The organism is Rhodococcus sp. NPDC127593, from assembly GCF_042671975.1.
Taxonomy (GTDB): domain Bacteria; phylum Actinomycetota; class Actinomycetes; order Mycobacteriales; family Mycobacteriaceae; genus Rhodococcus_F.
The window spans coordinates 1-12,984 of the sequence record NZ_JBHXWI010000015.1; the positions used below are offsets into that span (position 1 = coordinate 1).

Below are 12,984 nucleotides of genomic sequence, written 5' to 3' on the forward strand. Positions count from 1 at the left end.
ACGTTGCGGTGGAAGATTTCGCCGTACAGGCCGAGGGAGACGACGCCTTCCTGGATGCGGGCGCCGGCGCCTTCGTTGATGCCGATCAGGGGGCGCCCGGTCTTGAGGGCGAGGTCCATGACCTTGACGATTTTTTCGCCGTAGATTTCGCCCAATGAGCCGCCGAAGACGGTGGCGTCCTGGGAGAACACGCAGACGTCGCGGCCGTCGACGGTGCCGTAGCCGGTGACGACGCCGTCGCCGACGGGGCGGTTGTCGGCGAGGCCGAAGTTCACCGAGCGGTGCCGGGCGAGGGCGTCGAGTTCGACAAAGCTGCCGTCGTCCAATAGGGCGGTGATGCGTTCGCGGGCGGTGAGCTTGCCCTTGGCGTGGACCTTTTCGACCGCGGCTTCACCGCTCGGGTGCTGCGCCTCGGCCTGACGATTACGCAGGTCGGCGAGCTTTCCCGCCGTCGTGTGAATATCGGGCGTGACCGCCGAATCTGTGACTGTCATCTATGACTGCTCTTCCCGTCGAGGCTGTCGGAACCTGCGCTGCACCCCGTGGGGTACGCGGTTCGTGGGAGTACCCACTCGGACGCCGCCACTTTAACGCATTACTTATCGATCGTTCACGTGCGCTGCATCACTCTCCTCGCGGAGATGTGATGCACCGTGCTGCTGCTACTGGTCCTCGGTGCGGCCGTGGCGGCGCTCGTAGTCCTCGCGCGTGCGGTCGGCGCGGCGCTGCGCCTTCTCGCCCACGAGGTCCGGATCGAGGCCGTGACTGAGCAGACGGTGGCGACGGTAGATGTTCATCAGCGCGACTGCAAAGTAGAGCAGCGGGAGCAGCAGGAGGGCCATCATCGCCAGCGGAATCCAGATCGGACCGGGGATGAGGAGGAACAACGCGAGTACCGCGACGACGGGAAGCATGAAACGGAGGACGTATCGCACCGATGCGCCCGGCCCGACGAGGTCGTTGCGGACCCAGTCCTGCATCGAATCCGGCAGCGTGCGACCGAACAGATACCCGACGTACTGACTGGGGCTGGGACGCTGCGCATCGGACATGGGTTTCAGGATAGTGCTGACAGACGGAGCGAACTCGACGACGGTGCGTGGCCGAGTTCGCTCCGTTCCCGCTACTGCTGCTCCGCATTCGCGACGATGACGTCCCGGACGTACTGCGCCAGACCGGGGGCGACGTCGTCGTAGTGCCGGCGAAAGCGGTCGTCGGCGAGGTACATCTCGGCGAGGTTCACCTGCATTGCGTGATCGCAGTCGTAGAACCGTTCGATGCCGGTGCGGTGTTCCTCGGCGAGTGCGTTGGCCCGATCGGACCCGGGTTCGACGCCGTCGGCCATCGCCTGCGCGAGCGAGGCCTCGAATGCGTCTCCCTCGGCCTTGATTCGCTTCCAGTCCTCCTTGCCCATCTTCGCGGACCGCTGTTGGGACTGCTTCCACGCGTCGGTGTCGCCCCAGCGCTCTTCGGCTTCGGCGGCGTACTCCTCGCCCGGCCAGTTGTCGCCGAAGATCTCGTTCTGCTCTTCGGGGGTGAGCTGAATGCCCATGCTTCTCGCCTCCATCATCTTCTCCACGGCAGCAGCCATCTCGTGTAAGCGATCGATCCGTTCGCTCAGCAACGCGTGCTGTCGCCGTAGATGCGCGAGGGCATCGACGTCCGGGTCGTCGAGCAGGGCTGCGATCTCCTCGAGGGGGAAACCCAGTTCGCGGTATGTCAGCACGCGGTGCAGACGTTCCACGTCGGCGTCCGAATAGCTGCGGTACCCACCGGGTGTGCGGTCGGACGGTGTCACCAGACCGATCTCGTCGTAGTGGTGCAGCGTGCGCACGCTCACTCCGACCAGCCTGGCGACCACGCCGACCGTGTGTCTCTCGCTCACGTCCTCTACCGTGCAGCCTTACGTCGCGTGAGGGTCAAGTCAGTTGTAGAGATCTTCGAGTTCGTCGGAGAAATTGGTCATCACGACCTTGCGCTTGAGCTTCATGCTCGGTGTGATCTCGCCGTTCTCGACGGTGAGTTCCCGTTCGAGGATGCGGAACTTCTTGATCTGCTCCCACCGGTTCAGTCCGGCGTTGAGTTCCTCGACGTAACCGCCGATCAGGTTGCGGGTCTCCTGGGCGTTCGCGATCTCGGCGAGAGACTTGCCACCCAGGTCGTGATTCTTCGCCCATTCGCCGATCGATTCGGCGTCGAGGGAGATCAGGGCTACGCAGTACGACTTCCCTTCGCCGTCGACGATGAGTTCACCGACGTACGGGCAGATGCCCTTGAACGTGGCCGCCACGGCGGAGGGTGCGACGTATTTGCCGTTGGACGTCTTGAACATGTCCTTCTTGCGGTCGGTGATCCGCAGGTAGCCGCTGTCGTCCAGTTCGCCGATGTCGCCGGTGTGGAACCAGCCGTCGTCGGTGAGCGCTTCGGCTGTGGCTTCGGGGTTCTCGTGGTATCCGCTCATGACGCCAGGACCCTTGACGAGGATTTCGCCGTCGTCGGCGATCCGGGTCTCGGTGCCCGGGATGGGCCAGCCGACGGTGCCGAACCGGTACGCCGACGGGCGGTTGACGAACGATGCGGCACTGGTCTCGGACAGTCCGTACCCTTCGAGGACGACGATGCCGACGGCGTCGAACCATTGCGCGACATCACGATTGAGCGCTGCGGACCCGGAGATGAAGAACTTCAGGCGTCCGCCGAACCGTTCGCGAATCGTGCTGTACACCAGTCGATCCGCGACGGCGTGCTGAACCGAGTCGAGCAGCGACGGACTCTTGCCCGCCTGCTTGGCCTTCGACACCCGAAGCCCGACGCCGATGGCCCAGTCGAAGATCTTCTCCTTGGGTCCGCCCTCGTCGCGCACGGTGGAGACGATCCGCGCGTACGCCTTCTCGAAGATGCGGGGAGCCGCGCCCATGAACGTGGGTTTGACCACCGCGAGGTTCTCGACGATCTTGTCGACGCGCCCGTCGACCGCCGTCGCGAAACCGATCTGCAGCGGCAGGGTGAGTAGGACCTTCCCGAACACGTGGGACAGCGGGAGCCAGAGGTATTGCAGGTCGTCGGCGTCGAGGATGCCGGTGGCGTCGATCGCGGCCGCCTCGTACGTCCACGCCGCGTGCGACAGCCGCACGCCCTTGGGTCTGCCGGTGGTGCCGGACGTGTAGATCAGGGTGGCGAGGTCGTCGGGGTCGATCGCCTCGATCCGGTCGTGCACGGCGTCGGGTGTCTCGGCGAGCAGTTCTTCGCCGAGGTCGTGTAGCTGCTCGAACGTGATCACCCAGTCGTCGTCTCCGGGGTTGCCATCGATCAGGACGACCTTCTCGACGTCGCCGAGTTCGCCGCGGTTCTCGCGCAGCTTGGCCAGCTGCGCGTCGTCCTCCGCGAAGACGACGCGGCTGCCGGAGTTGGCGACGATGTAGGCGACGTCGCCGGCCGTGGTGGTGGGATACACCGTGGTGGTGGCGGCGCCGGCGCACATGACGGCCAGGTCGGCGAGCACCCACTCGTAGCGGGTGGCGGAAGCCAGCGCCACCCGTTGCTCGGCCTGCACGCCGAGGACGATGAGTCCGGCCGCGAGGTTGCGCACACGGTCGCCCGCCTCGGACCAGGTGACGCTGGACCACTGCTTCGGGTCCGCTGCGTCGACGTACCGGAAGGCTTCGCGGTTGGGTGAGTGGGCCACCCGATCCACGAACAATGCGGCTACCGACGGAGCCCGATTCTCGATCTTGGAGCGGTCAATGACCTCGTCCGACGCGCGCTGAGCTGCCATGTATCGATCTTAGGAACCGGGGCCGCTCGGGGGAGTGGTTTCGGCGCAGGTCAACCGATCTCGGACGCGACCTTGCGGGGTTTCGTGACGATGGCCAGAGACATGACGGCGGCGATCGCGCAAAGCCCGCCCGCGACGTAGAACGCGGAGTCGTATCCGCCGAACTGGTCGCGCACCAGTCCCGCGAGGAACGCCACGATGCCGGCGCCGATCTGGTGCGACGCCAGTACCCAGCCGAACACGATGGGTGCGTCGCCGCCGAAGTGCTTGCGGCACAGCGCAACAGTCGGGGGTACGGTCGCCACCCAGTCGAGTCCGTAGAAGATGACGAACGCGAGCATCGGCGGGTGCACGGTGTTCGCGAACAGGATCGGCAGCAGCATCAGCGAGATCCCGCGCAGAAGGTAGTAGATGCCGAGGAGCTTGCGTGAATCGAACCGGTCGGTGAACCACCCCGACGCGATGGTGCCGATCACGTCGAAGATCCCGATCACCGCCAGCAGGCTCGCCGCCGCCGTCACCGGCATGCCGTGGTCGTGCGCGGCCGGGACGAAGTGGGTGCCGACGAGTCCGTTGGTGCTCGCCCCGCAGATGGCGAACGTGCCGGCCAGCAACCAGAACACCCGGGTCCGCGCCGCCGACACCAGCACCGTCACGGCCCGGCCTGCGGCGCCGCCGCGACCGGTCGGGACGGGTGGTTCCGCGACGTAGTCGGGCGCGGCGCCGTACGGCACCGTCCCGACGTCCGACGGCCGGTTGCGCAGGAACACGAGCACCAACGGCACGACGGCGAGGGCCGCGAACGACACCGTCAGCGCCACGGTCTGCCAGTTGTAGTGCTCGGCGACCATCGCGAGGATCGGCAGGAACACCAGTTGTCCGGCGGCGCTGCCCGCGGTGAGGATGCCGGTCACGAGGCCGCGGCGGGCGACGAACCAGCGGTCGACGACGGTGGCCACGAAGGCGAGCGCCATCGAGCCGGTGCCCAGCCCGACGAGCACGCCCCACAGCAGCACCAGTTGCCAGGTGGCGGTCATGAAGACGGTCAATCCGCTGCCGGCGGACACCAGGACCAGCGCCGCGGTGACCACCCGCCGCATGCCGAAGCGTTCCATGAGCGCCGCCGCGAACGGCGAGGTCAACCCGTACAGCACCAGGTTGATCGACACCGCGGAGGAGATGCTCGCCCGCGACCAGCCGAAGTCCTCGTGCAGGGGATCGATCAGGATCGAGGGCGCCGCCCGGAAGCTGGCGGCTCCCACGAGGGCGAGGAACGCGACGACGGCGACCAGCCAGGCGTAGTGGAGGCGCGGCGGGGCCGTCTGGGTAGGAGGTGCCGGGGGCGCGATTTCGGACGTCACGACGGTAAGTCTGCGGGACGGCGTCCCGCCGGAACAGTTGCCGGAATGACAACATGTGAAAGAATCTGGCCATGGTTGAACGTCATCGGGTGGTCGTGCTCGCCCTGGACGGTGTGATCCCGTTCGAACTCGGCATTCCGTCGCGGGTCTTCGGCCGGGCGCACGACGCCGACGGGAACTCGCTGTACGAGGTGCAGACCTGCACGGCGGACGGCCGGCCCGTGCGTTCGGACGCCGACTTCTCGGTGTCCGTCGACCACGGGCCCGAGTTGCTGGCCGAGGCCGACACGGTGGTGATCCCCGCGTCCTACGAACTCGGCCCGGCCTACGACGACGGTCGTCTGCCCCCGAACCTCGAGGCGGCTCTCGCCTTCGTCCGTCCCGGCACGCGCTACGTCTCCATCTGCACCGGTTCCTACATCCTCGCCGCGGCGGGTCTGCTCGACGGACTGCGCGCCACCACGCACTGGCGCAACGCCGAACACTTCCAGCGCACCTATCCGCAGGTCCGGGTCGATCCCGACGTGCTGTTCGTCGACGAGGGGCACATCCTCACCTCGGCAGGCGTCGCCGCCGGACTCGACCTCTGCCTCCACATCGTGCGCCGCGACCACGGCTCCGACGTCGCCAATCAGGTGGCGCGCCGATGCGTCGTCCCACCCTGGCGCGACGGCGGGCAGGCGCAGTACATCGAGCGGCCGATCCCGGAGACCACCGCCGAGTCCACCGCGGCCACCCGGGACTGGGCTCTGGATCGGCTGGCTGAGTCGCTGACGCTGAGCCGGATGGCCGCGCACGCGAACATGAGCGTCCGCACGTTCACGCGGCGGTTCGGTGAAGAGGTCGGCACCACCCCGAACCGCTGGCTGATCACTCACCGGGTCGACCGCGCGCGACAACTCCTCGAGACCACCGACCTGTCCGTCGACGTCATCGCCCGCGAGGTCGGTTTCGGGACTGCGGTGTCACTGCGTCAGCACATGGGCGCCGTGCTCGGCGTCCCACCGTCGGCGTATCGCAGAACATTTCGAGGCCAGGCAGTTCGGGCGGTCTGATGGAACCGGTGATGGCGCAGTTCACCGGAAATCGTCAGTCGGGGGGATACCGGGTTTTCGCCGCAGCTGAACAGAGGCTGTCAGCACACGGAGGCCCAACGAGATCAGGATCAGGTTGCCGATGATCTGTACCGACACGACTGCCCGCGCGGCCTCCGTGGTGGCTGCGATGTCACCGAACCCGACCGTGGCGAAGACCGTCAGGGTGAAATAGAGGGCGTCGAGACGGGTCAACGCTTCGTTGAAGTTGTCCGGACCCGAGTGTGAGAGTAGAAAGTACGTCGTCGCGTAGGCGACGAGGTAGACCCCCACTGTCACTGCCAACGCCTCGACGGCCTGCGCACGAGGGTATTCGGCACGCAGCACCATGCGGATCTGCCAGACGTACACCGTGCAGACCACCACGAGACCCCCGATTACCAGCGACGTGGTGCGCAGGTTGTCGACCGTGGTGAAGGGCAGCAGGAAGTACGCGGTCATCAGCACGGTCGTGGCACACACCGGGCGCAGCACCGCCGGCACCACTACACGCATCCGCGCATGTCGGGCGAGACTCCGCACACCGTCGTCGGCCAACGATTCGTCGGACATGACGGCGCCCCTTCTCGGCGATGGTGCGACCCGAGGTCGCTACCTCCATTTTCCGCCGATCGAGGAGCCGATCGGTGCACATTGGTCGTCTTTGTGCCTCGGACGGGCAATGTGCTGCGATCGCCTCCGTGCACGGCGGAAGATGGAGATACGACGGGAAGGTGTGCCGTCGCGAGGAAGGACACGCCGCCGGTGAGGGGTAGTCACGTGAACAGATCAGGTGCCGCCGATACCAGCGATCGTGCCCGACGCTGGTGGGCGCGTGTGGCGTTCGTGTTCGCCGTCGGCGCGGCGGCGGTACCCGTGTTGTTCGCCGGAGTGCTGGGCACCGTGGCATTGCTCATCGTGGGGACCGGTGGCGTCGTGGTGACGGTGGCGGCGTTGTACTGGTTCCTCACCCGGCGCGGAGCGCTCAGGTGGATCGCACTGGGAGTGGCGATCGTCGCACCGATCGTCGTTCTGACCCTGTTCATTCGTGCGCACCTGCTGTGGGTGGTGCTGCTCGCGTACGGGCTCGCTCTACTGGCCGTCGTCTGCGCCCGCGCCGCCTTGCGTCGCAGACGTGCGGAGACGGGCATGCCCGAATACCCCGCACCGACACCACAGCACCCGTTCGTGATCATGAATCCGCATTCCGGTGGCGGGAAGGTCGCGAAGTTCGACCTGAAGCGCAAAGCTGAAGAATTGGGCGCCGAAGTCGTGCTGCTCGAAGGTCCGGACACCGTCGATGTCACCGCCCTGGCCCAGCAGGCGGTCGCGCAAGGGGCCGATCTGCTGGGGGTGGCGGGCGGAGACGGGACGCAGGCTCTGGTTGCGGCGGTCGCGGCCCGACACCACCTGCCGTTCTTGGTGATCAGCGCCGGAACCCGCAACCACTTCGCGATGGATCTCGGACTCGATCGCACCGACCCGAGCCGATCGCTGGACGCACTCCGGGACGGGGTCGAGTTGCGCGTGGACCTCGGCACCATCAACGGCCGACCCTTCGTCAACAACGCCTCGTTCGGGGTCTATGCCGAAATCGTGCGCAGTCCCGCATACCGCGACGACAAGACCGCGACAGTCCTGACGTTGCTCCCCGATCTGCTCACCGGGCAGACCGGCCCTCGATTGGTCGCGCGGATCGGTGAGACTACCGTCGAGGAGCCACAGGCGGTCCTGGTGAGCAACAATCCCTACGGCAACAGTGATCTGGCGGGTCTGAGTCGCCGGGACCGTCTCGATCGGGGCGTCCTCGGCGCGGTCACCGTGTCGGTGGCGAACACCCGGCAGGCGGTCGGTCTGCTGCGCCGCACCAATGTTCGCGGTTTGACGCAGGAAACGGCGATCGAGGTGGTCGTCGACGCCGATGCCCCGGAGATCGCCGTGGGAGTCGACGGCGAATCTCTCCTGCTCCGCACTCCGGTGCGGTGCACCGTCGAACCGGACGCCTTGCGGGTGCGCGTGCCCAGGACGAGGCCCGGGGTGCGCCCCGCTGCGCCTGTGTTCGACTGGGTTCGCCTGTGGCAGGCGGCGTACCGCCCACACGTCGCGTCCGGGTCGGCGCCCCGAGGCTGACGGAGTCGGTTCAGCCGTCGGTCGGATCGCCGGTGTGGTCGGCTCGACTGTGAAAGGCGGTCACGGCGGACTCGACGGTGGGGTAGAAGTGCGACGAATCGAACCTGTCGCCCACCCCGAACCGGATGAGCTGGTCCTTGATCGGACCTTTCATCTCCGCGAACGCCAACCGGATCCCGTTACCCTCGAGATAGGTGTCGAGGTCGACGAGTTCGTCGACGGCGGTCGTGTCGAGGCCGGTGATCGGCTCGGCCGCCACGATCACCCATTCGACCGGGGCCGGGGCCTTCGCCACCACCGAGCGCACGTATTCGTCGAAGATCTCGCCGTTCGCGAAGAAGAGGGGAGCGTCGAAGCGCACCAGTACCAGTCCGGGGATGCGTTGTCCGCCGGGGTGGCGTTCGACGTCGTGGAAGCCGGGGCGGTCGGTCGTCCGGACGAGTTCCGTGCGGTACGGCTGCCAGGCCTGCGCGACCACCGCGACGAAGGACAGCCCGATCGCGACGAGGATTCCCTGCAGCACGCCAACCAGGGCGACCCCGAGGAACGCCGCGATGGCGAGTCCGAACTCCACGGTGCTCATGCGCCACATCCGGATCATGCCGTTCACGTCCACCAGCGCCGTGGCGGCGACGATCACGACGGCCCCGAGCGTCGCGTCGGGGAGGTAGGTGGTGACCCCGGGGGCGACGAGAACGAAGACCAGGACGGCGAGTGCTCCGACGACGCACGCCAGTTGGGTGCGGGCGCCGCTCTGTTCGGCCACCGGGGTGCGTGACCCGCTGGCGGAGATGGGGAACCCGCCGAACAGTCCGCCGGCGATGTTGGCCACGCCGACCGCCTTCATCTCCGTGCTGCCGTTCACGTCGTCGCCGTGCCGGGCGGCGAACGTGCGGGAGAGAACGCCGGTGTCGGCGAAGGCGATCAGGGCGATACCGGCGGCGGGGCCGACGAGGCTTCCCACGTCCCCCCAGTCGACACCGCCGAACGACGGCAACGGCAGGCCGGCGGGCAGGGCGCCGACCATTCCGATGTCGTCGGTGAGTCCGAGTGCGGCGGACAGGGCGATCGCCCCGGCCACGGCCACGAGGACTCCGGGGATGCGGGGCAGCCAGATGCGGAACCCGACGATGACGGCGAGGGATCCGATGCCCATTGCGGCGGCGACGGGATCGATGTTGCCCTGTACCACGGACCGTCCGATCTCCCCGATCTCTCCGATGAGGCCGGACGCGTCGACGGAGAACCCGAGCAGCTTGGGTAACTGGCCGACTACGACGATGAGCGCGATCGCATTCAGGTAGCCGAGCCGGATGGGCTTCGACAGCAGTTCGGTCACGAAACCGAGATGCAGAAACCCGCCGACGAGAAGAATCAGGCCGACGAGCACACCGAGGACACCGGCCAGGGCGAGTGCGCTCTCCGGGTCATCGGCCACGGCGAGAGGCAGTACCGCCGCGGCGATGAGTGGTGCAAGTGACGAGTCCGGGCCGAGCACGAGGATTTTCGACGGTCCCACCGCGGCGTAGGCGAGGAGCGGAATGATCGTGGCGTAGAGGCCGGCGTAGGCGGGCAATCCGGCCGCCTCCGCGTATCCCATCCCGGCGGGAATGAGCAGGGCCGTGAGGACGAGACCGGCGGTGATGTCGGGGCGCAGCCATTCCCGGTGGTACGCCCGCGCCGTCGCGATTCCGGGTAACCGGGCGAGGCTTCCTGTCCAGGCCATTCATGGATTATCGCCCCATCGCCGCGGCACGGTCCGCCATTTCAGGGCAAACGAGTTCACATCAGTTTCCCGGCGACCCGGTGCCGGCACCTGGTTCGCCGAGCTCGCCACCCGGGTGCAATTCCACTGCAACGACACCCGCCCTCTCGGCGTGGTGGACGAACTCGGCGCCCGGACCGAAGAACAGCCGGGGGCGCACGGCGTCCAGGCCGATCGGCCACAGCGTGCCGTAGTGGATCGGCACGGCCAGGCCGGCCTCGACCAGACGCGCGACGACCGCGGCCCGAGTCGGGTCCAGGTGACCCTTGCCGAGAGTCGGACCCCAGCCCCCGACGGGTAGTAGCGCGAGGTTCACCGGGCCGACGTGGTCGGCGAGATCCGGGTACAGGTCGGTGTCGCCGGCAAAGTAGGTCCGCCGGTCCCCCTCGACGACGTACCCGACCGCGGGCGCGAGCTCCGGGCCGCGCCGCCAGCGCCGGCCGTCGTGTCGGGCGGGCACGGCGCGCACGGCGACATTGCCGATCCTGGTCTCGTCGCCGGGGCGCAGCAACACCATGCGGTCGGCGAACTGGCGCAGCGCGGGCAGACCGTCGATCGCCCGCCACGGGGCCACGATCGGGACGCCCGGATCGAGTAGCCGCAGCGACGGCAGGTGGGTATGGTCCGCGTGCAGGTGCGAGAGCAGGACGGCGTCCGGGTTGCGCACGTGCGGCCCGATCGGCGCGGGCCCTCGGCGGCGGCGTAGGTGCGCGACGCGGTCGGTGAGCACCGGATCGGTCAGGATGACCGTCCCGCGGTCCACGATCAGTGCGCTGGCATGTCCGAGCCACCGCACCCAGGATGCGGCGGCATTCGAACCCGGCGTCGCGCTCACGACCCTTACGATTCCAGACGACGGAAGGGTTGCGATGCGCACGGTGGGCGACGTGGTGCGACTGCTCGTCGAGTTCCTCGTGCTCTGGGGCTCGTCGGCGCTCGCGCTCATCGTGCTCGACCGCATCCTCGGCGGCATCACCCTGGACCAGTCGAGCTTCACTCCGCTACCGACGCTCCCGGCCGCGCTGGTGCTCGCGCTGGTGTTCGGCCTGCTCAACGCCGCACTGTGGCCGGTGATGATGCGGTTCATGTCGTGGATCGGCCCAGTGCTGCTGTTCGTCGGGACGTTCCTCGCCGGCGGTGTAATCATGCTGTTGACGCTGTACCTGGTGCCGGTCGCGGCAGTGGACCAGCTGAGCGATTCGTTCGTCCTCGCGGCACTGCTCTCGCTGGTCACCTCCGTGGTCTCGGGCGCAATCGCGTCCCGTTCCGATACCGCGTACCGACTGATGCAGGTGCGCCGACAGCGGTTCCGGTTGCGTCGCAACGCCGCGCTCGTGGACGCGTCCCCGGGGCTGCTGTGCATCCAGATCGACGGCCTCGGTTACGACGTGCTGCGTCGCGCAATCGCCGACGGCGTGACGCCCGGGCTGGCGAAGTTGGTGCGCGAGACCCACCGGCTGGTGCCGTGGCACACCGACTGGAGCAGTCAGACGGGTGCAACCCAGCTGGGCGTGCTGCACGGTTCCAACCACAACGTGCCTGCGTTTCGCTGGTACGACAAGACGACCGAGCACCTTTCGGTGTTCAGTAACCCCGCCGACAACGAGCGGCGCGAACTCGAACGAACCGACATCCCCGGCCTGCTGGCGCACGACGGTGCGAGCCGCGGCAACCTGTTCACCGGCGGCGCGCACGACAACGTGCTCGTCGTCAGCCGCATGCGTGGTGCCCGCCTCGGCGGCGGTGCCGGATACAGCGACTATTTCGCTGACCCGGCGAGCGCGCTGCGCACGTTCATCCGGATGGTCGCGGAACTGCAACGGGAACTACGCCAGTCACTGCGGCAGAAGCGAAAGGACATCCAGCCGCGGGTGCCGCGTGGCGGGGTCTATCCGTTCGTGCGGGCGTTCGCGACCGTGCTCGCCACCGACGTCGCCGCCGCCGCGGTGGTCGGCGATCTGATCAAGGGGCGCAGCGTTGTCTACGTCGACCTGATCGGCTACGACGAGGTGTCGCACCATTCCGGCATTTCGCGGCCCGAGACCCTCGCGGTGCTGACCAAACTCGACGACGTCGTCGAGATGCTGCTCGCGGTGGTGGAGCAGGCCGATCGGCCCTACCACGTCGTCGTGCTGTCCGATCACGGACAGAGTCAGGGCGCGACCTTCCTGCAACGCTTCGGGGAAACTCTGGGGCAGTTGGTCGCCCGGCTGGCCGCGCAGCGCGAACCGGCCGCGGTGAAGCGTCACTGGTACGAGCGCGAATCCGACGTTTCCCGACAGCCCGGGGCGGAGGGGCGCGGCTACGCCGCGGCCAGCGTGCACTCGCCGACGGCTGGCGAGGAGGCGCACGCCTCCGCAGGCGAGCCGATCGTGCTCGGCTCGGGCAATCTCGGTCTGGTCTACTTCCCGCACCTGCCCGGACGCGCGGATGTCAACGCCATCGAGGCCGCCCATCCCGGGCTGCTCACCGGGCTGCGCGAGCATCCCGGGGTCGGCTTCCTGCTCGTTGCCACCCCCGGCGGATCCGTGGTGCTCGGCCCCCACGGCCAGGTCGACGTGACGACCGGCGAGGTCACCGGCGAGGACCCGCTCGCGGTGATGGGCCCCGACGCGCTGGTGAAGGTGCGACGCACCGACACCTTCGACAACGTCGCCGACATCATGGTCGGCGGCACGTACTGGCCCGAGACCGACGAGGTCGCGGCGTTCGAGGAGCAGGTCGGCTCACACGGTGGCATGGGCGGACCGCAGAGCACCCCGTTCGTCATCTACCCCGGTGATCTGCCAGCACCGCCCGACCCGCTGCACGGCGCCGAGAACCTGCACCAGGTGCTCGTCGGGTGGCGGGATCTTCGACGGGACCGCGCGCAGCGGTGAC

At 67.9% G+C, this 12,984-nt stretch carries 11 protein-coding genes; 3 read left to right on the forward strand and 8 right to left on the reverse strand.

What is annotated here, in order from left to right; translation table 11 throughout:
• From ACFVJ3_RS15905 to ACFVJ3_RS15925, 5 genes are all read right to left on the reverse strand, one after another.
• The coding region (locus tag ACFVJ3_RS15905; protein ID WP_378452930.1) for a carboxyl transferase domain-containing protein at positions 1–494 on the reverse strand (494 nt) is incomplete at its 3' end.
• Between the two features lie 168 nt (positions 495–662).
• Complete coding sequence (locus ACFVJ3_RS15910) at positions 663–1,052, reverse strand: DUF5313 family protein (protein ID WP_378452931.1); 390 nt, start codon at positions 1,050–1,052, stop codon at positions 663–665.
• A 71-nt stretch (positions 1,053–1,123) separates the two neighbouring features.
• Entirely contained in the window at positions 1,124–1,885 is a 762-nt protein-coding gene (locus tag ACFVJ3_RS15915; protein WP_378452932.1) for a MerR family transcriptional regulator, read from the reverse strand.
• Between the two features lie 39 nt (positions 1,886–1,924).
• The gene (locus tag ACFVJ3_RS15920; protein WP_378452933.1) at positions 1,925–3,775 is read right to left on the reverse strand and encodes an AMP-dependent synthetase/ligase; all 1,851 of its coding nucleotides are present in this window, start codon (positions 3,773–3,775) and stop codon (positions 1,925–1,927) included.
• A gap of 50 nt (positions 3,776–3,825) precedes the next feature.
• Positions 3,826–5,136 carry an MFS transporter gene (locus tag ACFVJ3_RS15925; protein WP_378452934.1) on the reverse strand — a complete coding sequence of 437 codons (1,311 nt, stop codon included), beginning with the start codon at positions 5,134–5,136 and terminating at the stop codon, positions 3,826–3,828.
• Positions 5,137–5,207: 71 nt separating this feature from the next.
• On the opposite strand from ACFVJ3_RS15925, the gene ACFVJ3_RS15930 reads away from it, so the two are divergent.
• The gene (locus tag ACFVJ3_RS15930; protein WP_378452935.1) at positions 5,208–6,191 is read left to right on the forward strand and encodes a GlxA family transcriptional regulator; all 984 of its coding nucleotides are present in this window, start codon (positions 5,208–5,210) and stop codon (positions 6,189–6,191) included.
• A 21-nt stretch (positions 6,192–6,212) separates the two neighbouring features.
• Here ACFVJ3_RS15930 and ACFVJ3_RS15935 read toward each other — a convergent pair whose 3' ends face one another.
• The gene (locus tag ACFVJ3_RS15935) at positions 6,213–6,782 is read right to left on the reverse strand and encodes a potassium channel family protein (protein ID WP_378452936.1); all 570 of its coding nucleotides are present in this window, start codon (positions 6,780–6,782) and stop codon (positions 6,213–6,215) included.
• A 207-nt stretch (positions 6,783–6,989) separates the two neighbouring features.
• On the opposite strand from ACFVJ3_RS15935, the gene ACFVJ3_RS15940 reads away from it, so the two are divergent.
• Positions 6,990–8,339, forward strand: coding sequence for a diacylglycerol/lipid kinase family protein (locus ACFVJ3_RS15940; RefSeq protein ID WP_378452937.1), 1,350 nt, complete (start codon positions 6,990–6,992; stop codon positions 8,337–8,339).
• Positions 8,340–8,349: 10 nt separating this feature from the next.
• Here the strand turns inward: ACFVJ3_RS15940 and ACFVJ3_RS15945 are convergent, their stop codons facing one another.
• Together ACFVJ3_RS15945 and ACFVJ3_RS15950 are read right to left on the reverse strand one after the other, a co-directional pair.
• Positions 8,350–10,065, reverse strand: a complete 1,716-nt coding sequence (locus ACFVJ3_RS15945) for a SulP family inorganic anion transporter (RefSeq protein WP_378452938.1) — start codon at positions 10,063–10,065, stop codon at positions 8,350–8,352.
• Positions 10,066–10,126: 61 nt separating this feature from the next.
• Positions 10,127–10,939 (reverse strand): MBL fold metallo-hydrolase, encoded by an 813-nt coding sequence (locus ACFVJ3_RS15950; RefSeq protein ID WP_378452939.1) that lies wholly within the window; start codon positions 10,937–10,939, stop codon positions 10,127–10,129.
• Between the two features lie 34 nt (positions 10,940–10,973).
• On the opposite strand from ACFVJ3_RS15950, the gene ACFVJ3_RS15955 reads away from it, so the two are divergent.
• Positions 10,974–12,983 (forward strand): alkaline phosphatase family protein, encoded by a 2,010-nt coding sequence (locus ACFVJ3_RS15955; RefSeq protein WP_378452940.1) that lies wholly within the window; start codon positions 10,974–10,976, stop codon positions 12,981–12,983.
• Position 12,984: the final 1 nt, after the last annotated feature.